The sequence below is a fragment of the Methylobacterium tarhaniae genome (assembly GCF_001043955.1).
GTDB lineage: Bacteria > Pseudomonadota > Alphaproteobacteria > Rhizobiales > Beijerinckiaceae > Methylobacterium > Methylobacterium tarhaniae.
In genome coordinates this window covers 1-24,686 of record NZ_LABZ01000024.1, presented here as the reverse complement: position 1 = coordinate 24,686, position 24,686 = coordinate 1, and the positions used below count along the sequence as shown (strand labels likewise).

The following is a 24,686-nucleotide window of genomic DNA, read 5'->3' as shown; positions in this document are numbered from 1 at the left end:
ACGGGGCGGTTGGTTCGGTCAAGGCTGGCAGGGTCGGCCTGCCGCGCTACCGCGCTCGTAGACCCCTCGCACGCGGCACCCGACGCTGCCTTGGGGCGGAAGAAGGAAGAACCGTACGGGCTCGATGTGTCGCAAAGATTTATGGCTGCCTTAACGCCTCGACCGGCACACCTCTCCCTCGTGGAGGTGGCACCCATGCTGCTGTTCGTGTTCGTGGCGATTGCCGGTGGTCTCGTGACGGGTGCGGCAATGGCCCCCTTCGGCTGGGTGATGGCCCTTCTCAGTGCTCCGCTCGGTGGTAGTCTCTGCGCAGCGGCGGCAGCTCTGGTCGTCATGCAGTTCCGCGGACCCACCTACCAGTCGGAAGAGGATCTGGAGGCGCAGACGGACGCCATGGTGGCCGATCTGCGAGGCATTGCCGCCGAGGCGAAGCGCCTGGAAACCTCGCAGTCGGAGATCCGTCAGGATGGGAGACGAATCGCCTGAAAAGGCCATGCGCTCGGATCTATTTTCCGACGAAGCTCGGCTGCAACGAAAGGCTTGTTGTGCAGTTGATCCCGCATGAGAACTGAACCGAACTCCGGAACGGCGGTCGGCATCGTGCTTCCAGCGCTGATTGTCGGCCCGCTTGCAGCGGCGATTACAGCTCCTTGCGGCATTGTCGCGGCAGTGATCTCGGGGCCACTTGCCGCCAGTGCCGTCGCTCTCGGGCTGGCGACGTGGGTGGGCTTGAGAGGGCGGCGACAAGCGCTTCGCGTCCAAGGCGTCAAGGCGACGGCGCATTTCGAGCCGGGATGGCATTTCACCGTTCGCGGATGAGCCGTGAGAGTGCCTCCGGCGCTTTTGAGGCGGTGAGGAGGGCCACACCGAGGCCTCGCGACGCTTACGACGGCCAGTCGCTCTCCCTTCCGCCTGGCGGGCGTGACGGTGTGTCCGTCGCTCCTGCGGATGGTCGCCTTCGTGGCCGGATTCGCCATGCCCGGAATGGGCCCGCAAGTCCTGCCATGAGCAAGTCCTGACGTGAGCAAGTCCTGACGTGAGCGCGAGGGGCCGCGCCGCCGGAAGCGACGCGGCCCCCGGCCAGGTCGGGCGCCGAAAGGCCGCGCCTCGTGCGCCGGAACCCCGGCCGGCCGTCGCCTGTTGCGAACGGTATCGCCCCATGCTCCATCAGGAGGCCTTCCATGCGCGCTCTCACGGTCCAGGTGACCGTTGCGGCGGCCCTCGTCCTCGGGACGGCCGGCGCGGCGCTCGCCCGCAACAACGATTCCGGCAGCGGGCTCTCGCCCTATGCGGGGCTGAACGGCAACGACCGCTCGGCCGGCGTCAACAACGGCAATTTCCGCCAGCCGCGCTACGACCCTTACCTGCGCACCTATGGCCGGCCGCCGGCCGGCTACGGCTACGGCTACCGCCCGGCGCCGCCGCCCGGCTATTACGGCTACCCGTATTGAGGCGCTCCGTCGCCCGCGCAGCCCCTTGATCCGGCCGCGTTTCCCGGCGACCACCGCCCGGCGGCGCGCCGGAGACGCCGCCGGGAGACGACGATGCCGACACCTTTCCGGTCCTGCCGGGCCTGCTCCTCATGAGCCTGGAGGCGGGCCTGCCGCCCGCGACCCGTGCGGGCCTCGCCGCCTTGCGCCGGGGCGACCTCGCCGGGGTCCGGGAGCTGCGGCTCCCCGGCGGGCCGCAGGGTCGGCTCACCGAGCTGCCGCCCGAAATCCTCGGCCTCGCCGACACGCTCGAATTCCTCGACCTCGGCCAGAACGACCTGACCGCGCTGCCCGCCGATTTCGGCCGCCTGCGCCGGCTCCGGGTGCTGTTCTGCTCCGGCAACCGCTTCGACCGGCTGCCGCCGGTCCTCGGCGATTGCGCCGCCTTGAGCCAGGTGGGCTTTCGCGGCTCCGGCATCGCCGAGGTGCCGGCCGAGTCCTTGGCCCCGGCCCTGCGCTGGCTCACCCTCACCGACAACCGCATCGCCGTCCTGCCCGCTTCGCTCGGCGCCCGGCCCCTGCTGCAGAAGCTGATGCTGGCGGGCAACCGCCTGCGGTCCCTGCCGGAGAGCCTGAGGGACGCCGAAAACCTCGAACTCCTGCGCATCGCCGCCAACGACCTGTCGGCGCTGCCCGCCTGCCTCACCGCCCTGCCGCGCCTCGCCTGGCTGTCCTGGGCCGGCAACCCCTTCGAGGACCGCGCCGCGCCGGCGCCAGCCGCGGCGGCGGTCGCCTGGGGCGACCTCGCGGTCGGCTCGCTCCTCGGCGAGGGCGCCTCCGGGCGGGTGATGCGGGCGGCGTGGCGGCAGGAGGGCGCGGGAGAGGACAGGCCCGTCGCCCTCAAGCTGTTCAAGGGCGCGATGACCAGCGACGGCCTGCCAGAGCGCGAGATGGCGGCCTGCCTGGCGGCGGGCCCGCACCCGCACCTCACCGGCGGCCTCGGCCGCCTCGCCGACCATCCGGACGGCGCGCAAGGGCTGCTGATGCCGCTGCTGCCGGAGGGCTGGCGGGTGCTCGCCGGGCCGCCGAGCCTGGAGAGCTGCAGCCGCGACGTCTACGAGCCCGGTCTCCGACTGACGCCGCCGGTCGCCTTGCGCCTCGCCCGGGGCGTGGCGGCGGGCGCCGCCCACCTGCACGCGCGGGGCTTCGGCCACGGCGACCTCTACGCCCACAACGTCCTGTGGGACGGGGTCCGCGGCGAGGCGGTGCTGAGCGATCTCGGCGCGGCCTCCGCCCTGCCGCCGGGCCCGGAGGGCGCGTTCCTGCAGCGCCTCGACGTGCGGGCCTTCGGGCTGCTCCTCGAGGAGCTGCGGGCGATCGCCCCCCTCGCCCATCCGGCCCTCGACGCCCTGGCGCGGGCCTGCACCGGGGCCGATCCGGCGGCGCGTCCGCCGATGGCCGAGGTGCTGGACGCCCTCGACGCGAGCATCGGGGAATCGGGGCCGGCCTGACCGGCCCCGATGCTCGTCTCAGCGGCTCTTCTTGTAGAGCTTGCTGGCGATCTCGAAGATCTCCTCGGGCTTGTAGTTCGGCGCGAAGGCGCCGTAATTGCCGTCGAGTTCCGGGATCTTGCCGCCCTCGGGCGCGCCGTCGACCACTTCGAGGTTGCCCGGCGGATCGCCCGGCAGTGCCACCTCATCGTTCGACCACACCCCGGCCGCCTCCGGGTAGTCGGGCGAGTTGAAGCGGTAGAGCCGGCGGTGGCTGCCCTCCTGCAGGTACTTCTGGCATTCCGGGATGCGGTCGAGGTTGATGTTGGGGGTCGGCAGCATCTGCTCGATGGCGACGCCCGTGAGCTTCTTCAGCGCCAGGGCGTAGGCGTGGGCATGCACCGAGCCGCGCACCAGCAGGTAGCCGCAGACCTCGCGCCCGGTCGGGTCCTTCAGGGTCTCGTAGACGCGCAGCTTGTGCAGCCGGGCGCCGCATTCGAGATGGAAGTTGTGCAGGAGGTCGATGATGATGTTCCCGGTCGTGGTGACCATGTCCATGTTCCACGACGCGGCGTTCGAATTCATCGGCATCGCGCCGCCGCCGTTGCTGAGGAAGCTGCCGGCCAGCCGGATGTCCTGCATCTCGTGGAACGGGGCCTTCGACACGTCGACGTCCGGGGTCGGGTCGCCGGGGCCGTTGTTGAGCATCGCTACGCCGGTCGAGACCAGCTCGACATGACCGAGCTCTTCCATGAAGATGCTGGAGACCAGGCTGTAGAAGGGCCGCAGCTTGGATTTGTCGCGAAAATTGAAGCTCTGGAACATGTAGTTGCCGAGCGTCGACATCTCGCCGTACTTGCCGCCGAGCAGCTCCTGCAGGGCGGCGGCGGCGTTCGGGTCGGGCCTCTTGGGCTGCGGCAGCTCGGCCTGCAGGCGGTCGATCCTCATGAACATGGCACGGCACCTTCTCGCTCGGGGATAGTCCCCGGGAGCATCGATTTGATCCATGTTGGGTTCCCCCGCCGCGCGCCGGCCGGGCGCATCGGTCGCAGGGCGCCGAGGAGTGTGGGAAGCGGTGCAATAGTCCTTGACCGCGGCGCACCGGCGGGCGCCCCTGGGGAATCGCCGCGCGAATCCCGGACACCGAGATACCGGACCCCATGGCCACCCCGATCGACACCGGCACCATCGTCACCCTGCTGCGCCGCGCGACCGAGACGGTGCGCGCCTCCACCGCCCGCGTCGCCGCGGCCGAGGCCCGGGCCGACCGGCTCAGCCGCGAGGTCGGCGCCCTGCTCGGCCGGGTCGAGGAGGCGCTGCGAGCCTCCTCCACCGAGGCCGTCGACGCGCGTCAGGCCGCCGCCGAGGCCCAAGATGCCGCCGCCGAGGCCGAGGCCAAGCTGTCCGCCGAGCGGTCCCGGGTGCGCCGGCTGGAGGAGCGCCTGGCCGAGGTGATGGCCGATACCGCGGCGGCCCGGAGCGCTGCCGTCGCCGCCGAGGCCGGCCGCGAGGCGGCGGAACTCCGGCTTGCCCGCATCCGCACGGCCCTGCTCGACGAGGCCGCGATACCGCCGGAGGCCGAGCGGCCGGCGGCCCTGCACTGACTGCCGCGGCGACGCCGGACATGGGCGGGGGCAAATGGGACAGGGGCCGGTCGTCGCCGGCCCCGCAGGCTCTCACCCCACCTTCGACAACGGGTCCGCGATACTCTCCAGCGACTTCCCCTCCGCATCGACTCCCAGCCTCCACTCCGTCACCGCGGCGATCACCAGCAGCAGGGCCGCTCCCGCATAGCCCCCCGCCAGCGCCCAGTGCCGGCCGGATTCGATCAGGTGGGTGAAGAGCCACGGCGCCATCACGCCGCCGGCGCCGGTGCCCAGCGCGTAGAACACCGCGATGGCGAGTGCCCGGGTCTCCAGCGGGAAGATCTCGCTCGCCGTGAGATAGGCGGAGGAGGCGGCCGCCGAGGCGACGAAGAAGATCGCGATCCAGGCGAAGGTCTGGGTCCAGGCGGTGAACAGGTCGAGGCCGAACACCACAGCGGTCGCCATCAGCAGCACGCCGCTCAAGGCGAAGGTGCCGGCGATCATCCGGCGCCGGCCGATCGTGTCGAAGAAGTGGCCCAGCAGCAGCGGGCCCAGGAAATTGCCGATGGCGAGCGGCACCAGGAACACGCCGGCCTTGTTCTCCGGCACGCCGTAGAACTTCGCCAGGACCAGCCCGTAGGTGAAGAACACCGCGTTGAACAGGAAGGCCTGGGCGATCATCAGCACCAGGGCCAGGATGCTGCGGCCACGGTGCTTGTGGACCATGGAGGCGAAGATCTCGCCGAAGCCGAAGCTCTTCTTCGGATGCACCTCGAGGATGCCCTCCGCCTTCGGAAGCGTCTGCCCCGTCTCGGCCTCGACCTTGCGCTCGATCTCCGCCACCGTGCGCTCGGCCTCGTCCTCGCGGCCGTGGGTGACGAGCCAGCGCGGGCTCTCGGGCACGTAGCGGCGCAGGAAGAGGATGCCGAGACCCAGCACGCCGCCGATGCCGAAGCCGAGGCGCCAGCCGAAATCCGGGTCGAGGAGGTCGGGATCGAGGAGGAGCAGCGAGGCCCCCGCCCCCGCCGCGGCCCCGATCCAGAAGCTGCCGTTGACGATGAGGTCGACCCGGCCGCGATACTTGGCCGGGATCAGCTCGTCGATCGCCGAGTTGATCGCCGCGTACTCGCCGCCGATGCCGAGCCCGGTGACGAGGCGAAACAGCGCGAAGCTCCAGAAATCCCAGGCGAGCGCACTCGCGATGACGCCGCCGACATAGATCATCAGCGTGGCGTAGAAGACGAGGCGGCGGCCGAACCGGTCGGTGAGCCAGCCGAACACCAGGGCGCCGACCACCGCGCCGACGACGTAGAACGAGGCCGAGGCGCCGATCTCCTGGAGCGTCAGGCCGAGCGCCCGCTTGTCCTGCAGCACCGGGCCGATCGCCCCGACGATGGTGACCTCGAGCCCGTCGAGCACCCAGGTGATGCCGAGCGCGATGACGAGCAGCAGGTGGAAGCGGCTCCAGGGCAGCCGGTCCATCCGGGCCGGCACGTCGGTGCGCACGGTCCCCGTCCCGGCGCCCCGCGCCGCTTCCGCTGCTGCCGCCACGTCGCATCCTCCCGACTCGTCCGTGGCAGAGAGAACAGCAGCGCGGCGGTTGCGTTCCGCACGTCCAGGCCTGCATCGGGGCGCGAACGGGGATCGCCCGCACGGCGACAGGGCTGATCTTTGCCGCCTGGGACAGCAGCTTTTCCCGCTCGAGACCGGCTGGCACGCAACCCTGCGGCAGGGGCGAAGATCTTGACAGGAACCCGATGTCGATCCTACCCTGTCTTCACATGATCTTTCGTGTTGCCGCGGCTGCTGAACCGCTCTCACGAAAGTCTGGTCATGTATATCAGCTCTCCGCCACGCAGGCCGTGGCGAAACAGCCGCGGCTCATGCCGCTGGTTCCCCGACAAGATGGTCCGGGTCGGCTTCCAGGGGCGCCGCCGCCGCGGCAACGGCCGAATGGTGGCCAACGGCAACGAACGGGTTTGCGTTCGCAAGGCCCGGGTCAAGCAACGCCGGCTCGATCGGCACCTCGCCGAGCCCTGGAGCGGCGAATGGGATTGAGAAAGGCCCCGGCCTCCGCCGGGGCCTCTCCGGTGTGACGTCGATGCCGACCTCCGCGAGTTCGTGCTCCGCGCGAAAGCCGCGACGGGAGTTCGTGCCGGCATCGCCACCACGTCGTCCTCCCGCCTCATCGCGGTGGACCGGACAGCCGCGCGGCGGTTGCGTTCCGCCTGCGCCTCCGGCACGGTCGCGGGGCCGCCCATGCTCCGCATCGAGTCCCTCCGCCGCGGCCGCTTCGGCCCGTTCGACCTCGCGCTCGCGCCGGGCGAGGCCTGCGCGGTCGTCGGACCGTCGGGGGCCGGCAAGAGCGTGTTCCTGCGCATGGTCGCCGATCTCGACCCGTCCGAGGGCCGGGTCAGCCTCGACGGGATCGACCGGGAGGCGGTGCCGGCGCCGCTCTGGCGCCGGCGCGTGACCTATCTCGCCGCTGAAGCAGGCTGGTGGGCCGAGAGCGTGGCCGGGCACTTCTCCGCCGACGCCCCGTCCCGCCTCGGCCCGGAGCGGGAGGCCTTGCGCCTGCCGCCGGAGGTGTTCGGCTGGCCGGTGGCGCGGCTCTCCACTGGCGAGCGCCAGCGCCTCGCCCTGCTGCGGGCGCTGTCCGGCGGGCCGCGGGTGCTGCTCCTCGACGAGCCGACCGCCTCCCTCGATCCCGACAGCGTGCGGGGCGCCGAGGCGGTGATCGAGGCGCGCCGCGCCGCCGGGCTGATCGTCGTCCTCGTCTCCCACGACCCCGCCCAGGTGGCGCGCCTCGCGTCGCGCCGGCTCGCGGTCGCGGACGGCCAGGCGATTCCGTCCGCAACGATCCCGTCCGCAACGATCCCGTCCGGATGATCCCCGGACCCCTCGACCTCGCCCTCGGGGCGGCCTTCGTGCTCCTCAATGCCGGCCTCTCGGCGATGCTGGGCTTGGGGCTCGCCCGCACGATGCTGGTGGCGGCCTGCCGGCTGGTGGTGCAGCTCACCCTGGTCGGGCTGACCTTACGCACGGTGTTCGGCCTCGGGGCGCCGGGGCCGGTGGTCGGGGTGGTCGCCGTGATGGCGCTCGCCGCGGCCTACGAGATCGGCGCCCGGCAGGAGCGGCCCCTGCGAGGTCCGTGGCGCTATGCGCTCGGCGGGTTCGTCACCGCGGGGGCGACGGTCATCGCCGTCGCGGTCGGTCTCGCGGCGTTGCGCCCGCTTCCGTGGTGGGACCCGCACGCGCTGATCCCGCTCGCCGGCATCGTGCTCGGCTCGGTGATGAGCGGGGTCGCGATCGGGCTCAACGGCTTCACCGGGGCGGTGCAGCGGGAGCGCGCGGGGATCGAGGCGCGGCTCGCGCTCGGCGCCACCCGGGACGAGGCGCTGGCGCCGCTCACCCGCAGCGCGATCCGGGCCGGGCTGATCCCGGTGCTCAACCAGATGGCGGCGGCGGGGCTGATCACCCTGCCGGGGATGATGACCGGCCAGATCCTCGCCGGGCAGGACCCGCAAGGCGCGGCCGCATCGCAGATCCTGATCCTGTTCCTGCTGGCGGGGGCGAGCGGCCTCGGGGTGACCGGGGCGGTCCTCGCCGCGTCGCGCCGGCTCACCGACGCCCGCCACCGCCTGCGGCTCGACCGGCTGGCGTGACGGCGGGCCCGTTCCGGTGGATCAGCCCGGGCTGCGGCCGGTCTCGGCGGCGGCGACGCGGCAGATGTTGCGGGCGGGGCCGAGTTCGGCGAGCGGGGTCTGCTGGGCGTTGCGCGCGACGCGGACCGGTTGCGAGGTCCAGCGGGCGCTGCCGGCCGAGCCGGATTGGAGCTGGGCGAGCTGGGTCGCGGCGCTCGGCACCCGGCGCGCCGTCGTGCCCCCGCGGTCGTACCACGGACGCTTCTCGTAGAAGGCGTTGCCGCCGGCGAGCGCGACGTAATGCATGTTGCGGTAGGAGAAGGTGTAGCCGGCGGTGTGGAAGAACATCGCGCCGCCGACCTTCTCGTGGCGGTCGCCGGCGAGGATCGCGTCGGCGATCTGTTCGGCCTTCGCGCGCTCCTTGTCGCGCATCGGCTTGTGCAGGACGCCGGTGGCGAACTGGCGCTTCTGGCCGACGACGCCGCAGATCGAGTTCGGGTAGGCCGGCGCCTCGAGCCGGTTCATCACCACGGTGCCGACCGCGAGCAGGCCTTCCTCGCTCGAGCGGTTGGATTCGAAATACATCGCCCGGGCGAGGCAGTCCCGGTCGGCGCCGGTGACGGCGGCGAGCTGCTTGCGGTCCGGAAGGCTTCCCGTCGCGTCGACCCCGGTGGGCATCAGGCTGCAGGCGCCGAGTTGCGGGGCCGTGGCGAGAACCGCGAGGGCGGCTGTGATGGGGAAAGTCCGGTTCCGCGTCATGCAGGCCCCTCTCGTGCACTGGCCGGGCACGGCCGGAATGGCCGCGCTCCTGGCCTAGCTTGAGGCGGAATGTGGCGAAGACGGGGCACGGATACGGTTCGTAAACCATTCATCGAGCTTGGCAGTAAGATCCAAGCGACGTGATGCAAACGGGAAACACCGCCGGCTCACGGCCCGTGCGTCGTGCGATCAGCCTCCGGAGGACGGCCCAATCACGGCCCGATCATGGCCAGTCGATGGCACCGCGGCGGTGGGACGACATCGCCGCGCGCCCGGATCTATCCTGTCTTCGGCAGTGATGCGGCGGTCCCGCGGGTCTTCCCGCTCCATGGGGCTCGGCCGAGGACAGGGGCGCGAAGTCGATGCCGGCCGCCGAGACCGTGCGCCGCAATCCGATGTCGCGCAGCAACCTGTCGTCGAGCCCGGCCAATCTGGTGCGGTCGCGGCGCTGCCGCAGCAGTCGGGCCCATGCGCCCTCCCCGGGCGGGCCGCTCCCCGGGACGTCCGGGCGGCGGAGGGCGAGGAGGCGGCGAATCAGCGGCAGCATGGCGGACCATCCGGTTGGGGATGGCGCGAGCCTCGCGCGGCCTCCGGCCGGCGTGCTTCGGCCGCGGTCGAAGCGTCACGATCACGTGTCGGCCGAGGCCGAATCGTCCAGGATCACGCTTCGGCCGGGGCCGAAGCGTCGGGCGCCGTGCCGGACTACGATGCGCAAGCCCGGTGAGCCGCCCGAGGAGACCGCCCGAGGAGACCGCCATGGTGACGACCACCGCCCTTGCCCGTACCGCCGCCCTGGTGGGCGATCCGGCCCGCGCCGGCATGCTGGCGGTGCTGATGGACGGCCGGGCACTGACCGCGGCGGAGCTCGCCCGCGCCGCCGGCGTCACGCCGCAGACCGCGAGCGGCCACCTCGCGCAGCTGACGGAAGCGGGCCTCCTCACGGTCGCGCGCCAGGGGCGCCACCGCTATCACCGCCTCGCCTCCCCGGCGGTGGCGCGGATGCTGGAGGGCGTGATGGCGGTGGCGGCAGAGCCGGGGCCGGACCCGGTCCCGTCACCGCGAACCCGGCCGCCCGGTCCGCGGGACGCCGCCCTGCGGGAGGCCCGGACCTGCTACGACCACCTTGCCGGACGCCTCGCCGTCGCGATGGCGGACGCCCTCGTGGCGCAGGGCGCGGTGGAGCTCGGGGCCGACGGCGGTGCCGTCACCCCGGCGGGCGAGGTCTTCCTGCGCGGCCTCGGAGTCGACCTCGCGGCGTCCTCCTCCGGCCGGCGGGTGTTCTGCCGCCCCTGCCTCGACTGGAGCGAGCGCCGGCCCCACATCGCCGGCGCCCTCGGGGCGGCCCTGCTCGCCACCTGCCTCGACCGGGGCTGGCTGCGGCGGACCGAGGGCAGCCGGGCCGTCGCGGTGACGCCCGGCGGGCGCCTCGCGCTCCGGCAGGCCTTCGGCTACGGGCAGGCCTGCGCCTGCGGGGATCCTTAGCGTCTCTCTCAAAAAACTCCCGACCGCTGTCGTCGCTCGCTATGGCCGCGTCAGCGCAGCGGGAGTTTTGTGAGGTGCACTGAGAGCCTCCCGCGACGCGGCGCCCCCTCACGCCACCGGCAGGGCCTCCCCGTCCCCGGCGGCGACCCGAGAGGTCAGGGGCACGCTGCCGCGGCCGGTGCGGCGGCGCTCCGTCGCCTCCTGCATCAGCGTGTGGGCGTATTCCGTCAGGGTGTGGCCGAGATCGGCCAGGGTGTCGGCGGTGGTCTCCTGGACGTTGGTGGCGTGGCAGGCCACGTCCACCAGGCCCTCCATCATCTCGACGATCTCGCCGAGGGCGCGGACCAGGGGGGGCAGGATGTCGGCCATCTCGTCGATGGTCGGTGGGGGACGGCGGCTCATGGTCTCTCTCGTTCTCTCTCTCGGTGTCTCGCTGTCCCATGGGTTCCCCGCGGGGGTTCCGCCGGGGTCCCATGGGGCGTCTCGGGTGGTGTCTCGAAGGGCGGCCGCGTCAGGCCATCAGGTAGGTCGGCGAGGTCGGGGCCAGGACCGAGGCCTTGGTGCCCCGGATCTCCTGGAGCTTGCGCAGGGTGCGGGCGTCGAAGCGGGCCTCCACCGCGATGATCCGCTCGCCGTCGATCTCGGCCGGCACGCCGAGCGGCACGGCCCGGAAGTGCAACTGGAGGACGTGCAGAAGGTAGACGATCGGCATCTGGGCGAGGAAGCAGGTCACCCCGTTCTCCAGGCCCCATTCGACGATGCCGGTCATCACCTCGAGGGAGACCGGGTGGTTCTTGCCGCGGGTGCGGTGGCTCGGCGCCACCGCCTGGCGGGTCCATTCCCAGATCTGCGGGCCGGCCGGCCGGTCGCCCTCGCACAGCTCCGGCAGCACGTCCGAGAGCAGGTGCGGCCGGGTCGTCGGCAGGAGCCGGCTGTAGCCGATCACCTGGCCGCTCTCGATCGCCAGGAAGTGGGCGGCGTGGGGCGTGTCGAACTGGTCGATCTCGCGCCCGTCCGGGCGGCGCAGGGCACTCCACCCCTTCTCCTCGACGAAGACGCGGTGGCGCAGGCGCCACACCTCCTCCATCTCGGCGGCGTAGCGGTCCTGGTTGGCGGCGGTGACGACGTGGATCATGGGAACGGTCTCCTCTCGGAGCCTTTCTCCATGCTCTGACGATGCAACCGTACTGGGGAATTCCCTAGTGTGGACGCCGGCGCCGCCGGATCGCGGGGATGGCGGCCGGGATCAGGAGATCAGGCCGCGCCGCAGGGCCACCGCCACCGACTGGGTGCTGTTGAGCGTGCCGAGCTTGCTCCGGGTGGTGCGCAGGTGATGCTCGACGCCCTTGGCGGAGATCGACAGGATCTCGCCGATCTCCCAGTTCGTCTTGCCCTCGGCCACCCATTGCAGCACCTCGCGCTCGCGCGGCGACAGGCGGATCTCGGCGCCGGCCTCCGAGCGCAGCAGGACGAGCTGGGCGAAGGCGTAGGTCGCCACGAGCTGCAGCGTGCCGAGATCCTCCGGCGAGACCTCGATCCGCGCGCCCGAGAAGCTGAAGCCCGCGAGCTGCCCGTCGAGGGTCAGGAGCGGCACGGTGACCCCGTGGCGCAGGCCGTGCTCCCCGGCCTCGTTCATGACGCGCAGGGCCGCCGGGTCCTCGCGGTAGCGGTCGGCGATCTCGGACCAGGCATAGGGCGCGTTCGCCTCGGCGAGGTGGCGCACCGTGGCGTCCCGGAAGAGGTAGCCGCGGGACAGGTAGCGGGTCTTCCAATCCGGCGGCATCGCGTCGAGGAGGGCGTGCTCGTATTGCTGGCGCGGCGGCGCGCCGATGATCGGCAGGGTCCCGGCCAGGGCGTGCTCGATCCCGAAGCGGCCGAGGAGCCGGAGCAGGAGCTCGGACACGTCCTGCGGGCTCGCCGTCCGGTCGAGGGCGCGCAGGAAGGCGAGGGTCAGGTCGAGGCGCTTCCGGCTCATGCAACCTGCCTAACGCGGAGTGGCATCCGGTAACATCGCTGATTGTGGCCGCTGGCGGCGGCCCGGGAGGCACAGTGTCGCGGATCGACGAGCCGGCAGCAAGATCCGCGGATCGCGTGTCTTGGCGGCCGGCGGCGGCCACGGACCGGATCCGTCCCGCGCCGTCCCAGCCGGCCCGATCCTTGCGTCATATCCACCGCGCTGGGCCGGAAACTCTGCGAATACCGCCTCCGAACCTTGCGGAATGAAGCCACACAAAGACTTTGGACCGCAAGCGGCCCGCCCCCGCCGGCCGGCTGCGCCTGGGGTCGGGCGGCCTTCGGGGAAGATCATGCCGCACCCCGGCCCCTCCGTCCTGCCCGGCGCCATCCGGGAAACGGGGCTCGGCCCGCGCCTGATCGCGGGAGGGGCCGCGCGGCCCACGATCTGCGCCGCCCTCCTATTCCCGGATCCGCTCCGGATCCTCTAAGGCCCTCCCCGGACACGCGATCAGGGGGAGAGAGACCATGAAGCCGGAGGAACGGACGGAAGAAGGGGGCTTCCCGCGCTGGCGGCTCGCCCGGGGGGCGGTGGTGCTGCCGGACGAGCGGCCGCCCCTCGGCCAGACGGTGGTGCTGGCGCTCCAGCACGTCGTGGCGATGTTCGGCTCGACCGCGCTCGCCCCGCTGCTGATGGGGTTCGATCCCAACCTGGCGATCCTGTTCTCAGGCATCGCGACGCTGCTGTTCTTCGTCGTGGTCGGCGGGCGGGTGCCGAGCTATCTCGGCTCCAGCTTCGCCTTCATCGCGGTGGTGATCGCCGCCACCGGCTATGGCGGCAGCGGCCCGAACCCGAACCTGCCGGTCGCCCTCGGCGGCATCGTGGCGGCGGGCGCGGTCTACGCGCTGATCGGCCTCGTGGTGATGCGGGCGGGCGATGCCTGGATCGGCCGGCTGATGCCGCCGGCGGTGACCGGCGCCATCGTCGGGGCGATCGGCCTCAACCTCGCGCCGATCGGCGTGAAGGGCATCTCGGGCTCGGGGATCGATGTCGGGGTCGGGCTGTTCACGATCCTGGCGGTCGGCCTCGCCGCCTCGTACCTGCCCGGATCCGCGCGGCGCCTGCCGCTCCTGATCGGGGCGGTGGCCGCCACCCTGCTCTACGGCGTGCTGGCGAACGGCCTGGGGCTGGCCAAGCCCCTCGACCTGTCGCGCATCGCCGAGGCGCCGTGGTTCGGCTGGCCGCATGTCACCGCGCCGGTCTTCGAGGCGTCCGCGATCTGGCTGATCGCGCCCGTCGCCCTGGTGCTGGTCGCCGAGAATCTCGGCCACGTGAAGGCGATCGGCGCGATGACCGGGCGCAACCTCGACCCCTGGCTCGGCCGCGCCTTCCTGGGCGACGGGCTCGCCACGATGCTGTCGGGCTTCTTCGGCGGCACCGGCGTGACGACCTACGCCGAGAATATGGGCGTGATGGCGGTGACCCGGATCTACTCGACCCTGGTCTTCGCCGTCGCCGGGCTCGTCGCGATCCTGTTCGGGCTGTCGCCGAAATTCGGCGCCGCGATCCTGGTGATCCCCGGCCCGGTGATCGGCGGCCTGTCGGTGGTGGTGTTCGGGCTGATCGCCGCCGCGGCGGGACGGATCTTCGTCGAGAACCGGGTCGATTTCTCCCGCACCCGGGTCCTGCTCACCGTCGGCACCGCCCTGGTGCTCGGCGCCGGCGACTTCACGGTCTCCTTGGGCAGCTTCAAGCTCGGCGGCATCGGCACCGCCACGGCGGCGGCGATCCTGCTCTACCACCTGCTGCGCGACGATCCGGCCTGACATAGGCCGGGGGATCCGGCGCAAGGCCCGGGAGCGAGGATCGAGCAGCGTCCGATCACCCGTCGATCGGGCGCGGCTCACCGTCTTCGATCGGAGGGCCTCGCAACGTGCTGCCTGGCTCGCGAAGATCAGGCGCGAACTGTCTGTGAGATGCTGCCGCGCGATGTCAGTACTTGCGCGCGATGTCAGCACTTGAGCGGCGTGGTGCCGAAATCGCGGCGGCGGTCTATCATCGATATCCGCCGCGCCGCAAGATAATCAATTCATAATTTCCAATAAATTTTACAAATCGGTAACTTGCTTGTCTTATCTCTACGGCATCGTATTCAACCGGAGATCCGGTTCGTGGCACCGATAGCAGCAGCGCAGAGGCCGACGGCGGCAGCTTCGAAGGATTTGGTCGTCGGCAAGGCCGTGCCCAAGCCACCGGTGCCGGGCACCGCGACAGCCGGCGCACAGGCTCTGCCGGGCTCGGCCGCCAAGCTGGGGGCCGCCACGACGGTCGACCTCAGCGCCGCCGCCAAGGCGAAACTCGCCGAACTCGTCAGCGGAACACCGTCGCCATCGATCGCCACCGGCATCAAGTCGCTCGACGACATCGCGCAGGAACGTTCCAAGGCCCTCGCGGACAAGCTCGTTGCACGGCTGAAGAACCTGGGCATCGAGCTCGACAGCCCGATCAATCTCAAGCTCGACAGCATGGGCAACGTCACGACCGACGGTGCCTACAAGAAGACCATCGACAAGATGTTCAAGGACGACCCGGATCTCGCCAAGGAATTCAAGGAGGTGGCTAGCCTCAACGCGATGAGGGCGGCGCAGAAGGCGCTGGAGGCCTTCGAGAAGGAGACGAAGGCGGCCAAGGACGATGACGGGCGCGCCGCCGCCCATGGCCGGTACGCCGCACGGCTGATCGCGTCGCAGGACGTGTCGGGGACGATGACCCTCGACGACGGCAAGCTGCGGTCGTGGAGCGCCGAATACATCGACGCGTCGGTGGGCGAGGCCAGGGCAGCCAAGGCGAGCACCAGGGCCGCGGAGGCCGCCACGCGGATCCCGCGCCCTGCATAGGCCGGCACGGGCCGCCGGCGGTGTCCGCAAATCGTCCGCAGCAGCGGCTCGGAGGCCGGCTGAACGGGATGAGGCCTCGCTTCGTGCAGTACCGGTCAGGCATCGCTCCCCTCTGCCGGCTTCAGGGAAAGCTCGCGGCCGGGTCGGGTCAGGTCAGGCCCAGTAGCCGTCCGGTCACGGCCATGCTCTAATCAGGCCTTTCTCCGCCCTGTCCGGGGCGCCAGGAGGCCGGCATGCAGCCAGGATTGCGCGTGCAGCAGGATCCACCCGGCCAGGCTGCGCCGGTTTCCGGCCCGCGGGCGGGCGCCGCGGCGGATCTCCTCACCAACCCCTTGGTGGCTCCCCTGGCGGGCGACCTGGTCGCCGGGTTGATGCGCCGCCACGAGGTCGCGGCCGAGCGGCTGATCGGCTGGCTGCGGGTGGGGATCGGGGCCTGCGTCTTCGTCACGGTGATCGCCGCCAGCCACGTGCTGCACGAGCTGGCGGGCGTGTCGCTCGGCCTGTTCCAGCGCAACGCCTGGATCGCCTCCCTGGGCTTCCTGGCCGTGGGGGCGGCCAGCATCGTGCTCGCGGTGCCGCAGCGCTGGCGCCACGGCTACGCCTACCTGTTCATGGTGCTGGATGTCGGGCTGGTGCTGGCCATCACGGTCCTCGCCCTCGGCGAGCGCGGCCTGCCCGGCAACGCCCTGCCCTCCGCGCCGATCATCTGGGCGATCCCCCTGGTCCTGGCGGTCGGGGCGCTGCGCTACGACGTGAAGGTCCAGCTCTCCGCCGTGGGGCTGCTCACCCTCGGCCTCGTCGGGATCGCGGTCGGGCTCGAGCACCACCTGGTCCTCGATCCGGACTCCGCCGGCAAGCCGGCCTGGACCCAGCTGTTCTCGATGCCCGTCAACGTGATGCGCTTCACGCTGATCCTGCTCGCCGGCGCGGCCACGGCCTTCGGCATCGTCCGCTCGCGGCGGCTCCTCGCCTCCGCGGTCCGGGACGCGGTCGGGCGGGCCAGCCTGTCGCGCTTCCTGCCGGCGGAGATCGCGCCCCGGCTCGCGGCGGGCGACGCCGCGCTCCGCCGCGGCCGCCGCCAGCGGGCGGTCATCGCCTTCGTGGACATCCGTGACTCGACCGGGATGGCCGAGGGCATGGACCCGGAGGGCCTGTCGCAGTTCTTCACCGCCTTCCGGACCCGCATCCTGGCCTGCGTGCGCCGGCATCACGGCTTCGTCGACAAGTTCATCGGCGACGGGGCCCTGATCCTGTTCGGGGTGCCGGACGAGGGCGGCGACGACGCGGCCCGGGCGCTCGCCTTCGCGCAGGATCTCACCGGCATCGTCGAGGCCTGGAACGACACCCGCGAGCTGCCCCGTGCGGTGAAGATCGGCATCGGCATCCATGTCGGCGAGGTCTTCTGCGGCATCGTCGGCGACGAGGAGCGGATGGAGTTCACGGTGCTGGGCGATGCGGTCAACGTCGCCTCGCGCCTCGAACAGGCGACCAAGCGCTACGGTGCGGTGGTCCTCGCCTCCGAGGCCGTCGTCGCCGGCTCCTCGGATCCCGCCGCCTGGCGGGAGGTCGGCCGCGAGCCCCTCGCCGGCCGCACGCAAGCCATCTCGATCTTCGCCCCGGTCCTTCCGCACGGAGAGGCGTGAGCCCCCGACGAAGAAGGCCCCGCCGAAGCGGGGCCTTCTTCTCTCTAGGTGCCGGTCGCGCGGCCGGGGCCGGCTCAGCAGATCTCGCAAAAGCGGCAGCCGGTTTTGCGACCAAAATCAGCGACCCAACAAGAACCTAAGCAGAGTTGCGTCGGCTCGCCGACGCAACTCTGCTTAGTCGGACGAGGGGGCGGGGCGCAGCCGCACCGCCTGGGCCAGGCGGATCAGCTCGCGCGCGGTGAGGCCGCGGCTGTCCTGCTGCGACCAGATCTCCCCGACCGGCCTCCTCTCAACGGGATTCTGGCCGACCTGCCTCTCGCCGCGGCGCGTCTCGCAGGATCGATCGGACCGGCGGGGCTCTCCACCCACGAACCGGTAGGCTCTCGCTGCCGTTCTCATGCGTGCTCCCATGCGAACCGGCGCATGGTTAGCGAAGCGTAGCCTTTTCCGAAATTCTTGAACTTGCGCGGCGGCGCGCTACCCCCGCTCCGACGGGAGCGAATATGTGGGCCATCAGCCGGCGACGCGGTTCCTGTTCCCCGCTGCGCCGACCCTCCCGCAACCACCCGGCCCACTGAGCCTCACAGGCTGGCGGGGAGAACTGGTCCACCGCCAACTCGTCGTCACGAGCTCCCTCACGGTCCAGCCTGTCGGCGGAGCCGGAGCGCCACAGGGTACGTCCACGAGGGAGAAGGGTCGTCTAACAGGTCGTGAAGGCAGGGCAAGGGGCGGTTTGACGCCGTCCCGGGCCACCGGTCCGGCCGCCATGCGCGACAAGCATGGCCGTCGTGCGGGGCGTCCGATTGCCGTGTGCGCTGCAGCATGAGAAAACGTTTTCGCACCGCAGCGATGGCGTCGCGGCGGTGCTGCCCTCTTTGGGCGTTTCCTCCCTAGACTTCGGGCCGCCTCGCAAGGGCGGCCTTTTTTCTGTGCGCAGGCTCATAGCCGAGCGGCCCCGATCCCGACAAGCACAATCGTGCCCCGTCCCTGCATGGGCCGGCAGTATCGTGCGGATCGCGCTCGGAGCGTCCGGGCGCTCTCGCCTCGAGGCCCCGCCGGCGTCACGGCTCGAAAGACCGGCTCCCCGACGACGAGCGTCGAAGTGCCGGGCCGTGCGGCTGAGCCGGTGCGGCCGGGCGACATCGTCCGCCCGGTCTCGCGGGTAAAGGGACCGGGGCCCTACTGCGCCAGGAAGGCCGCGATGTTGCGGCGGATGCGCGCCAGCGGCGGCTCGCTCGTGTCCGGCAGGGCGAAACGCTCGCCGGTGATCGTCTCGAAGGCGCCGACATAGGTGGCGGCGGTGCGCAGCACGACCTCGGGCGGGATCTCCGGCACCGGGTCGCGGTAGGGATCGCAGCGCGCCGCGACCCAGTTGCGGACCACGTCCTTGTCGAAGCTCTCCGGCAGGGTACCGGCGGCCAGGTGCTCGGGATAGCTCTTGGCGAACCAGTAGCGGCTGCTGTCGGGGGTGTGGATCTCGTCGGCGAGCACGATCCGCCCGTCGGAATCGGTCCCGAACTCGTACTTGGTGTCGGCGAGGATCAGGCCGCGTTCCGCCGCCATCGCCTGGCCGCGGGCGAAGAGGGCCAAAGCCGCCTCCGACAGGGTTTGCCACTGGTCCTGCGTCAAGAGCCCCCGCTCCAGGATCTCGGCGGCGGAGAGCGGCGCGTCGTGGTCGCCGTGGCCGGCCTTGGTGGTGGGGGTGATGATCGGCTGCGGCAGCGGCTCGTGCGGGCGCATCCCGTCGGGCAGCCGGTGGCCGTACATCTCGCGCTGGCCGGCCTTGTAGAGGGTCAGGACCGAGGTTCCGGTGCTGCCGGCGAGGTAGCCGCGCACCACGATCTCGACCGGCAGGATGGTGAGGCGCCGGCCCACCACCACGTTCGGGTCCGGATAGGCCAGCACGTGGTTGTCGCAGATATCCCGCGTCTTCTCGAACCAGTAGCGCGCGGTCTGGGTCAGGACCTGGCCTTTCAGCGGGATCGCCGCCAGTTCCCGGTCGAAGGCGCTCAACCGGTCGCTGGTGATCAGGATCCGCCGGCCGTCCGGCAGGTCGTAATTGTCCCGCACCTTGCCGCGGTAATGCCCCGGCAGCTCCGGCAGGGTCGCCTCCGGCAGGACGTAGTCGGAAAAGGGCGCGAGCTCGGCCGCCTGCATGATCACACTCCGCGTTCGCGCCCCGGAACCCGCGCGCTTTCGGCCCTGCCTATCGCCGGTGCGGGTCTGCGATCAAGCGGCGGGCGGGCGCGAGGAGCCGTTCTCTCCCACGCACGATCTCATCCTGGGGTGTCCGGCGACCTTCGATCGCCAGCACCTCAGGATGAGGTTATAGATGGAAAATCTAGATTGACATGAGCCGGAAAATTACACGTCGAGATTGGCCACGTTGAGGGCGTTCTCCTGGATGAACTCCCGGCGCGGCTCGACCACGTCGCCCATCAGCTTGACGAACAGGTCGTCGGCGTCGGTCGTGTCCTTGACCTTCACCTGGAGCAGCGAGCGCACGTCGCGGTCGAGCGTCGTCTCCCAGAGCTGCTGGGCGGTCATCTCGCCGAGGCCCTTGTAGCGCTGCAGTTGCAGGCCCTTGCGGCCGAGCGCCATCATGCCCTCGAACAGCGCGACCGGACCGTGCAGCGTGGTCTCGTCGCCCCGGCGCACCAGGGTGACGGGGGCGCCATAGATCTCGCTGAGATTCTCCGCCCGCTCGTCGAGGCGGCGCGCCTCCTGCGAGTGGATCAAGGCCTCGTCGAGCACCGCGACCTGGCGCACGCCCCTGAGCGTCCGCGACAGCACGTAGCCGCCGTCCTTGGCTTCGCCCTCCCAGCCCTGCTCGATCTCGTCCGCGATGGCGTTGAGGCGACGGGCGATCTCGTCGGCCACCACGTCGGCCTCGTCCGGGTTGCCGGCCACCGAGGGGCGGAGCGCCCCGGCGATCGCCGCCTGCTCGACCACGACGCGGTCATAGCGCGAATGCATCCCGTGCAGGATCTGGCGCACGCCGCGCGCCTCGTCGACCAGGGCCTTGAGCTGCGGCCCGCCGAACTCGGTGCCGGTGGCGAGCTTGAGCACCGCCCCCTCGACGCCGCCGTCGATCAGGTAATCCTCCAGCGCCCGGTCGTCCTTGAGGTAGATCGCGGTCTTGCCCTTCTGGGCTTTGTAGAGCGGCGGCTGGGCGATGTAGAGGTGGCCGCGGTCGATCAGCTCCGGCATCTGGCGGAAGAAGAACGTCAGGAGCAGAGTGCGGATATGCGAGCCGTCGACATCCGCATCGGTCATGATGATGATGCGGTGATAGCGCAGCTTGTCGGGGTTGAACTCCTCGCGGCCGATGCCGGTGCCGAGCGCGGTGATCAGCGTGCCGATCTCCTGGCTCGACAGCATCTTGTCGAAGCGGGCCCGCTCGACGTTCAGGATCTTGCCGCGCAAGGGCAGCACCGCCTGGAACGTCCGGTCGCGGCCCTGCTTGGCCGAGCCGCCGGCCGAGTCGCCCTCGACCAGGAGGATCTCGCATTTCGACGGGTCGCGCTCCTGGCAGTCGGCGAGCTTGCCGGGGAGCGAGGCGATGTCGAGCGCCCCCTTGCGGCGGGTCAGCTCGCGGGCCTTGCGGGCGGCCTCGCGGGCGGCGGCCGCCTCCGCCACCTTGCCGACGATGGTCTTGGCCTCGGAGGGGTGCTCTTCGAGCCAGTTCGACAGGCCCTCGTTGAGGACGTTCTCGACGACCGGGCGCACCTCGGACGAGACCAGCTTGTCCTTGGTCTGCGACGAGAATTTCGGGTCCGGCACCTTGACCGAGATGATCGCGGTCAGGCCCTCGCGGCAATCGTCGCCGGTGAGCGAGACCTTCTCGCGCTTGGCGATGCCGGAGGATTCGGCGTAGCCGGTGACCTGGCGGGTCAGCGCCGCCCGGAAGCCGGCCATGTGGGTGCCGCCGTCGCGCTGCGGGATGTTGTTGGTGAAGGGCAGCACCGTCTCGTGGTAGCTGTCGTTCCACCACAGGGCGACCTCGACGCCGATGCCGTCGCGCTCGGCGCGCACCACCACCGGCTGGGTCACCAGCGGGGTCTTGGTCCGGTCGAGGTAGCGCACGAAGGCCTCGACGCCGCCCTCGTAGACCAGCTCCTCGCGCTTGTGCTCGGCGTGGCGGGCATCCGTGAGCACGATGCGCACGCCGGAATTGAGGAAGGCCAGCTCGCGCAGGCGCTTCTCCAGGGTGGCGTAGTCGAACTCGACCATCGTGAAGGTCTCGGTCGAGGGCAGGAACGTCACCTCGGTGCCGCGCCGGTCGCCGGCCGGACCCACCACCGCGAGCGGGGAGACCGCATCGCCGTGCCGGAACTCCATCGCGTGCTCCTGGCCGGCGCGCCAGATGCGCAGGCGCAGCCAGGTCGAGAGGGCGTTCACCACCGAGACGCCGACGCCGTGCAGGCCGCCCGAGACCTTGTAGGAGTTCTGATCGAACTTACCGCCCGCATGCAGCTGGGTCATGATGACCTCGGCCGCCGAGACGCCCTCCTCCGGGTGGATGTCGGTCGGGATGCCGCGGCCGTTGTCGGAGACCGTGCAGGAGCCGTCCGGATTGAGGGTGACGGTGACGAGGGTCGCGTGGCCGGCCAGAGCCTCGTCGATGGCGTTGTCGACGACCTCGTACACCATGTGGTGCAGGCCCGAGCCGTCGTCGGTGTCGCCGATATACATGCCCGGCCGCTTGCGCACCGCGTCCAGGCCCTTGAGGACCTTGATCGAGTCGGCGCCATAGGTGTCGGGGGTCAGATCGCGGGCGGGTTCGGCCATGTCGGTTCCTGGTGCGGGCGGGCGCGCGTCCCGGGGCGGAGGCGGCCCGCGCCGGCGCCGGTTGGAACCGGCGCCGTCTGGGTCTCGTGTCTCAAGGGTCCCGGGCCGTGACGAGCACGATCCGGCGGATCCTTGATGTAAGCATTCCGCCTTGAAATTGCATCGGTTTTCGGCGCCGCAGAGGCGCTTTTCGCTGTCCGGCGGGGGCGGCCGGCAGCCCCGTCCATCCCCGCCGCATCCTAACCGAAGTTACGTTTCGCCGCACCTCGTTAAGGATCCGCCAACGGCCGCCTGTCAGGTCTTGAGCGTGCCCCGGCTCGCCTCTTCGAGCCGGGCGGACGCCGCCGGGTCGAGGGCGAGGCCCACGCCGCCCAGCACCTCGTCGAGCTGCGCCACCGAGGTGGCGCTGGCGATCGGCGCGGTGAGGCCCGGCCGGGCGACGAGCCACGCGACGGCGACCTGGGCCGGCGTCGCGCCGTGCTCCCCGGCGACCTCGTCGAGGAGGTCGAGGAAGGCGAGGCCGCGCGGGTTGAGGAAGGTCGAGACCCGGGCCTCGCGGGCGCGGCCGGCGGCGGCGCCCTCCTGCCGGTACTTGCCCGTCAGGAAGCCGGCGGCGAGGGAGAAGTAGGAGATCACCCCGATCCCCTCCTCCCGGCACAGGGGCTCCAGCTCGGCCTCGTAGCCCTCCCGGTCGGCCAGGCTGTAGCCCGGTTGCAGGCACTCGTAACGCGGCAATCCCTCGCGGGCCGCGACGGCGAGAGCCTCGCGCAGGCGGGCGGCGGAGTAATTGGAGGCCCCGATCGCCCGCACCTTGCCGGCGCGGATCAGCCGGTCGTAGGCCGACAGTGTCTCCTCCAGCGGCGTCTCCGCGTCGTCGGCATGGGACTGGTAGAGGTCGATCCGGTCGGTCTGGAGCCGGCGCAGGGAATCCTCCACCGCCCGCTCGATGTAGGGGGCCTTCAGGCCCGTCCGGCCCTCGCCCATGTCCATGCCGACCTTGGTGGCGATCGTCATGCGGTCGCGGGCGCCCCGGGCCTTGAGCCAGCGCCCGATCACCGCCTCCGACTCGCCGCCCCGATGGCCGGTCGCCCAGCGCGAATAGACGTCGGCGGTGTCGATGAAGGTGAAGCCCGTCTCCAGCAGGCGGTCGAGCAGGGCGAAAGAGGTCGCCTCGTCGGCGGTCCAGCCGAAGACGTTGCCGCCGAAGCAGAAGGGCGGGACCGAGAGGCCGGAACGGCCGAGGGGACGCAGATCCAAGGGACGCAAATCCAAGGGACGCAAATCCACGAGGGGGCTCCTATCGAAGGAATGGGTTCGACAGCCGCTCCTGCCCGATCGTGCCCGTCGGGCCGTGGCCGGGGATGAAGGCGACGTCGTCGCCGAGCGGCAGCAGCTTGGTCTTGATGGACGAGATCAGGGCGGCGTGGTCGCCCCCCGGCAGGTCGGTGCGCCCGACCGAGCCCCGGAACAGCACGTCGCCGACCTGGGCGAAGCGGGCGTCCCGGCTCACCAGCACCACGCTGCCCGGGGAATGGCCGGGGCAGTGCAGCACGTCGAAGGTGAGCTCGCCGACCGTCACGGTGTCGCCCTCGGAGAGCCAGCGGTCGGGCGTGACCGCCTTGGCGCCGTCGATGCCGTAGGCGGCCCCGGTCTCGGGCAGGCTGTCGAGGAGCGGCTTGTCGGCGCGATGCGGCCCCTCGACGGGGACGCCCAGCGCATCGCGCAGATCGGCGGCAGCACCCGCGTGATCGATATGGCCATGGGTGAGCAGGATCTTCTCGACCGTGACGCCGGCCTTGGCGATGGCGGCCTGGATGCGGTCGAGGTCGCCGCCCGGATCGATCACCGCGGCCCGCTTCGTCGCGTCGCACCACAGGAGGGTGCAGTTCTGCTGGAACGGCGTGACCGGGATGATCGCGGCGCGGGGCGTGCTCGGCATGACGGGCCTTGGGCTGAAGCTCGGGGGTGAGGAAGACGTGGCCCCTTGTAGCCTGGATGGCGCTGCCGCGGCACCCCGGGGCTGCCGGCCTCACTCCAGCCACCAGCCCTCCCCGGCGACGAAGGCCCCCGGTCCGGGCCGGCCGCCCCGGTGGAGACGGCGCACGCGGGTCCAGTCCCGGTCGCGGAACGCCGTGGCGAGGCGGGCCGCCTCCTCCGGCCGGCGGGCGCCCGCACAGGGCACGAAGCTCACCGGCGCCAGGAAGCGGGCCGGCCAGACCTGGGCTGACCCCGTCTGCGCGGGCCCCGCCTGCACGGGTCCCGGCGGCCGGGTCGCCAGCAGCATCCCGCCGCTCCGCTCGGCGGTCAGGGGCACCAGCAGGCGGCCGCCGGGGCGCAGCGCGTCGAGCCAGACCGGCAGCGGCGCCGTGGCGCCGGCCGCCACCGTGACGAGGTCGGCCGGCGGCAGCAGGCCTTCGGCTCCGGAGCGGTCGTGCACGCGCACCTGCCCGTAGCCGGAGAGCGCGGTGCGGGCCGCGGCCGCCAGGCTCGGCTCGACCTCGTAGGCCTCGACCCGGCCCTCCGGTCCCACCAGCTCGGCCAGGATCGCGGTGTAGTAGCCGCCGCCCGCCCCGACCTGCACCACCCGCTCGCCGGGCTTCACCCCCACCGCCGCCAGGCAGAGGGCGTGCAGGCTCGGCTCGCCGTTGTTGAGGCCGGCCTCCGGGCGCAAGGCCACCAGCGCGTCGCGGTAGAGCCCGGCCGGATCCGCGACCCTGGCCGCGCCGCCCTCCTCCAGGATCGTCCAGGGCCCGGGGCCGCAATAGGCCTCCCGCGGCACCGTCGCGAAGGCGCGTCGCAGCGCCGGGTCGTCGGTGCTGGCCTTGGCCGTGACGCGGGCCGCGTAGGCGGCGCGCTGCTGCGCGAGATCGGTCATGCCGGGCGGCCTCACCTCCCGATACGGGGCGAACGGGCCGGCGGCGGGGCGGTTCCGGCCGGCTCAGGGGGCGTAGGACGATTGTCGCGCGATCGTGCGCAGGAGCCCCTGGCGGCGGGGCCGGCCCCGCGCTAC

The 24,686-nt window shown here is 71.6% G+C and carries 23 protein-coding genes; 11 read left to right on the top strand and 12 right to left on the bottom strand.

The annotated features are described in order from the left end of the window. Positions 1–195 precede the first annotated feature (195 nt). The 3 genes from VQ03_RS04110 to VQ03_RS04100 all read left to right on the top strand — a co-directional run bounded on the left by VQ03_RS04110 (position 196) and on the right by VQ03_RS04100 (position 2,941). Positions 196–486 (top strand): hypothetical protein, encoded by a 291-nt coding sequence (locus tag VQ03_RS04110; protein WP_048449593.1) that lies wholly within the window; start codon positions 196–198, stop codon positions 484–486. Between the two features lie 695 nt (positions 487–1,181). Next, positions 1,182–1,451 (top strand): hypothetical protein, encoded by a 270-nt coding sequence (locus VQ03_RS04105; RefSeq protein WP_048449592.1) that lies wholly within the window; start codon positions 1,182–1,184, stop codon positions 1,449–1,451. 131 nt (positions 1,452–1,582) lie between these two features. Beyond that, positions 1,583–2,941: a leucine-rich repeat-containing protein kinase family protein gene (locus tag VQ03_RS04100; RefSeq protein ID WP_048449591.1), complete on the top strand. Its 1,359-nt coding sequence runs from the start codon at positions 1,583–1,585 to the stop codon at positions 2,939–2,941. A gap of 18 nt (positions 2,942–2,959) precedes the next feature. Here the strand turns inward: VQ03_RS04100 and VQ03_RS04095 are convergent, their stop codons facing one another. Continuing rightward, a complete protein-coding gene (locus tag VQ03_RS04095) occupies positions 2,960–3,874 on the bottom strand; it encodes a manganese catalase family protein (RefSeq protein WP_048449590.1) in 915 nt (304 codons plus the stop codon). 206 nt (positions 3,875–4,080) lie between these two features. Here VQ03_RS04095 and VQ03_RS04090 point away from each other — a divergent pair, with 206 nt between their 5' ends. After that, a complete protein-coding gene (locus tag VQ03_RS04090; RefSeq protein ID WP_053078395.1) occupies positions 4,081–4,524 on the top strand; it encodes a hypothetical protein in 444 nt (147 codons plus the stop codon). Positions 4,525–4,596: 72 nt separating this feature from the next. On the opposite strand, the gene VQ03_RS04085 is transcribed toward VQ03_RS04090, so the two are convergent. Further along, complete coding sequence (locus tag VQ03_RS04085; protein WP_083467766.1) at positions 4,597–5,988, bottom strand: MFS transporter; 1,392 nt, start codon at positions 5,986–5,988, stop codon at positions 4,597–4,599. A 312-nt stretch (positions 5,989–6,300) separates the two neighbouring features. Here VQ03_RS04085 and VQ03_RS32685 point away from each other — a divergent pair, with 312 nt between their 5' ends. The 3 genes from VQ03_RS32685 to VQ03_RS04075 all read left to right on the top strand — a co-directional run bounded on the left by VQ03_RS32685 (position 6,301) and on the right by VQ03_RS04075 (position 8,171). After that, on the top strand, positions 6,301–6,564 hold the full coding sequence (locus tag VQ03_RS32685; RefSeq protein WP_157063946.1) for a hypothetical protein: 264 nt from the start codon (positions 6,301–6,303) through the stop codon (positions 6,562–6,564). Between the two features lie 201 nt (positions 6,565–6,765). After that, positions 6,766–7,395 carry an ABC transporter ATP-binding protein gene (locus VQ03_RS04080; RefSeq protein ID WP_048449595.1) on the top strand — a complete coding sequence of 210 codons (630 nt, stop codon included), beginning with the start codon at positions 6,766–6,768 and terminating at the stop codon, positions 7,393–7,395. Beyond that, positions 7,392–8,171 (top strand): ABC transporter permease, encoded by a 780-nt coding sequence (locus tag VQ03_RS04075; protein WP_048449588.1) that lies wholly within the window; start codon positions 7,392–7,394, stop codon positions 8,169–8,171. The genes VQ03_RS04080 and VQ03_RS04075 overlap by 4 nt, the downstream gene beginning before the upstream one ends. A 21-nt stretch (positions 8,172–8,192) precedes the next feature. Here VQ03_RS04075 and VQ03_RS04070 read toward each other — a convergent pair whose 3' ends face one another. Beyond that, the gene (locus tag VQ03_RS04070) at positions 8,193–8,909 is read right to left on the bottom strand and encodes a cell wall hydrolase (protein ID WP_048449587.1); all 717 of its coding nucleotides are present in this window, start codon (positions 8,907–8,909) and stop codon (positions 8,193–8,195) included. Positions 8,910–9,665: 756 nt separating this feature from the next. Between VQ03_RS04070 and VQ03_RS04065 the strand changes: the two genes are divergently transcribed. Then, positions 9,666–10,391: an ArsR/SmtB family transcription factor gene (locus VQ03_RS04065; protein ID WP_048449586.1), complete on the top strand. Its 726-nt coding sequence runs from the start codon at positions 9,666–9,668 to the stop codon at positions 10,389–10,391. A gap of 108 nt (positions 10,392–10,499) precedes the next feature. Here the strand turns inward: VQ03_RS04065 and VQ03_RS04060 are convergent, their stop codons facing one another. The 3 genes from VQ03_RS04060 to VQ03_RS04050 form a co-directional block, all read right to left on the bottom strand. After that, a complete protein-coding gene (locus VQ03_RS04060) occupies positions 10,500–10,793 on the bottom strand; it encodes a hypothetical protein (protein ID WP_048449585.1) in 294 nt (97 codons plus the stop codon). Between the two features lie 109 nt (positions 10,794–10,902). After that, entirely contained in the window at positions 10,903–11,526 is a 624-nt protein-coding gene (locus tag VQ03_RS04055) for an acyl-homoserine-lactone synthase (protein ID WP_048449584.1), read from the bottom strand. A gap of 111 nt (positions 11,527–11,637) precedes the next feature. Then, entirely contained in the window at positions 11,638–12,366 is a 729-nt protein-coding gene (locus VQ03_RS04050) for an autoinducer binding domain-containing protein (RefSeq protein WP_048449583.1), read from the bottom strand. 506 nt (positions 12,367–12,872) lie between these two features. Here VQ03_RS04050 and VQ03_RS04045 point away from each other — a divergent pair. The 3 genes from VQ03_RS04045 (at position 12,873) to VQ03_RS04035 (ending at position 16,885) form a co-directional block, all read left to right on the top strand. Continuing rightward, positions 12,873–14,171, top strand: coding sequence for a solute carrier family 23 protein (locus tag VQ03_RS04045; protein ID WP_048449582.1), 1,299 nt, complete (start codon positions 12,873–12,875; stop codon positions 14,169–14,171). A 396-nt stretch (positions 14,172–14,567) separates the two neighbouring features. Beyond that, positions 14,568–15,242, top strand: a complete 675-nt coding sequence (locus VQ03_RS04040; protein ID WP_048449581.1) for a hypothetical protein — start codon at positions 14,568–14,570, stop codon at positions 15,240–15,242. A gap of 233 nt (positions 15,243–15,475) precedes the next feature. Beyond that, positions 15,476–16,885, top strand: a complete 1,410-nt coding sequence (locus VQ03_RS04035) for an adenylate/guanylate cyclase domain-containing protein (protein WP_083467764.1) — start codon at positions 15,476–15,478, stop codon at positions 16,883–16,885. Between the two features lie 174 nt (positions 16,886–17,059). Here the strand turns inward: VQ03_RS04035 and VQ03_RS04030 are convergent, their stop codons facing one another. The 6 genes from VQ03_RS04030 to VQ03_RS04005 all read right to left on the bottom strand — a co-directional run bounded on the left by VQ03_RS04030 (position 17,060) and on the right by VQ03_RS04005 (position 24,551). Then, positions 17,060–17,284: a hypothetical protein gene (locus VQ03_RS04030; RefSeq protein ID WP_048449580.1), complete on the bottom strand. Its 225-nt coding sequence runs from the start codon at positions 17,282–17,284 to the stop codon at positions 17,060–17,062. A 780-nt stretch (positions 17,285–18,064) separates the two neighbouring features. Next, entirely contained in the window at positions 18,065–19,042 is a 978-nt protein-coding gene (locus VQ03_RS04025) for a phosphoribosylaminoimidazolesuccinocarboxamide synthase (protein WP_048449579.1), read from the bottom strand. A 207-nt stretch (positions 19,043–19,249) separates the two neighbouring features. Further along, positions 19,250–21,676, bottom strand: a complete 2,427-nt coding sequence (gyrB, locus tag VQ03_RS04020) for a DNA topoisomerase (ATP-hydrolyzing) subunit B (protein ID WP_048449578.1) — start codon at positions 21,674–21,676, stop codon at positions 19,250–19,252. 294 nt (positions 21,677–21,970) lie between these two features. Then, positions 21,971–22,933 (bottom strand): aldo/keto reductase, encoded by a 963-nt coding sequence (locus VQ03_RS04015; RefSeq protein WP_048449577.1) that lies wholly within the window; start codon positions 22,931–22,933, stop codon positions 21,971–21,973. A 40-nt stretch (positions 22,934–22,973) separates the two neighbouring features. After that, positions 22,974–23,615 carry an MBL fold metallo-hydrolase gene (locus VQ03_RS04010; protein ID WP_048449576.1) on the bottom strand — a complete coding sequence of 214 codons (642 nt, stop codon included), beginning with the start codon at positions 23,613–23,615 and terminating at the stop codon, positions 22,974–22,976. A 90-nt stretch (positions 23,616–23,705) separates the two neighbouring features. Continuing rightward, the gene (locus VQ03_RS04005; RefSeq protein ID WP_048449575.1) at positions 23,706–24,551 is read right to left on the bottom strand and encodes a protein-L-isoaspartate O-methyltransferase family protein; all 846 of its coding nucleotides are present in this window, start codon (positions 24,549–24,551) and stop codon (positions 23,706–23,708) included. Positions 24,552–24,686: the final 135 nt, after the last annotated feature.

Excerpts from the sequence above, each read along its gene's own strand:
- VQ03_RS04080 (WP_048449595.1), top strand. The coding sequence starts at position 6,766 with ATGCTCCGCATCGAGTCCCTCCGCCGCGGCCGCTTCGGCCCGTTCGAC.
- VQ03_RS04010 (WP_048449576.1), bottom strand. The coding sequence starts at position 23,615 with ATGCCGAGCACGCCCCGCGCCGCGATCATCCCGGTCACGCCGTTCCAG.
- VQ03_RS04075 (WP_048449588.1), top strand. The coding sequence starts at position 7,392 with ATGATCCCCGGACCCCTCGACCTCGCCCTCGGGGCGGCCTTCGTGCTC.
- VQ03_RS04035 (WP_083467764.1), top strand. The coding sequence starts at position 15,476 with ATGCAGCCAGGATTGCGCGTGCAGCAGGATCCACCCGGCCAGGCTGCG.
- VQ03_RS04025 (WP_048449579.1), bottom strand. The coding sequence starts at position 19,042 with ATGCAGGCGGCCGAGCTCGCGCCCTTTTCCGACTACGTCCTGCCGGAG.
- VQ03_RS04045 (WP_048449582.1), top strand. The coding sequence starts at position 12,873 with ATGAAGCCGGAGGAACGGACGGAAGAAGGGGGCTTCCCGCGCTGGCGG.
- gyrB (WP_048449578.1), bottom strand. The coding sequence starts at position 21,676 with ATGGCCGAACCCGCCCGCGATCTGACCCCCGACACCTATGGCGCCGAC.
- VQ03_RS04065 (WP_048449586.1), top strand. The coding sequence starts at position 9,666 with ATGGTGACGACCACCGCCCTTGCCCGTACCGCCGCCCTGGTGGGCGAT.
- VQ03_RS04050 (WP_048449583.1), bottom strand. The coding sequence starts at position 12,366 with ATGAGCCGGAAGCGCCTCGACCTGACCCTCGCCTTCCTGCGCGCCCTC.
- VQ03_RS04055 (WP_048449584.1), bottom strand. The coding sequence starts at position 11,526 with ATGATCCACGTCGTCACCGCCGCCAACCAGGACCGCTACGCCGCCGAG.
- VQ03_RS04110 (WP_048449593.1), top strand. The coding sequence starts at position 196 with ATGCTGCTGTTCGTGTTCGTGGCGATTGCCGGTGGTCTCGTGACGGGT.
- VQ03_RS04100 (WP_048449591.1), top strand. The coding sequence starts at position 1,583 with ATGAGCCTGGAGGCGGGCCTGCCGCCCGCGACCCGTGCGGGCCTCGCC.
- VQ03_RS04105 (WP_048449592.1), top strand. The coding sequence starts at position 1,182 with ATGCGCGCTCTCACGGTCCAGGTGACCGTTGCGGCGGCCCTCGTCCTC.
- VQ03_RS04005 (WP_048449575.1), bottom strand. The coding sequence starts at position 24,551 with ATGACCGATCTCGCGCAGCAGCGCGCCGCCTACGCGGCCCGCGTCACG.
- VQ03_RS04030 (WP_048449580.1), bottom strand. The coding sequence starts at position 17,284 with ATGAGAACGGCAGCGAGAGCCTACCGGTTCGTGGGTGGAGAGCCCCGC.
- VQ03_RS04090 (WP_053078395.1), top strand. The coding sequence starts at position 4,081 with ATGGCCACCCCGATCGACACCGGCACCATCGTCACCCTGCTGCGCCGC.
- VQ03_RS04070 (WP_048449587.1), bottom strand. The coding sequence starts at position 8,909 with ATGACGCGGAACCGGACTTTCCCCATCACAGCCGCCCTCGCGGTTCTC.
- VQ03_RS04095 (WP_048449590.1), bottom strand. The coding sequence starts at position 3,874 with ATGTTCATGAGGATCGACCGCCTGCAGGCCGAGCTGCCGCAGCCCAAG.
- VQ03_RS04060 (WP_048449585.1), bottom strand. The coding sequence starts at position 10,793 with ATGAGCCGCCGTCCCCCACCGACCATCGACGAGATGGCCGACATCCTG.
- VQ03_RS04085 (WP_083467766.1), bottom strand. The coding sequence starts at position 5,988 with ATGGACCGGCTGCCCTGGAGCCGCTTCCACCTGCTGCTCGTCATCGCG.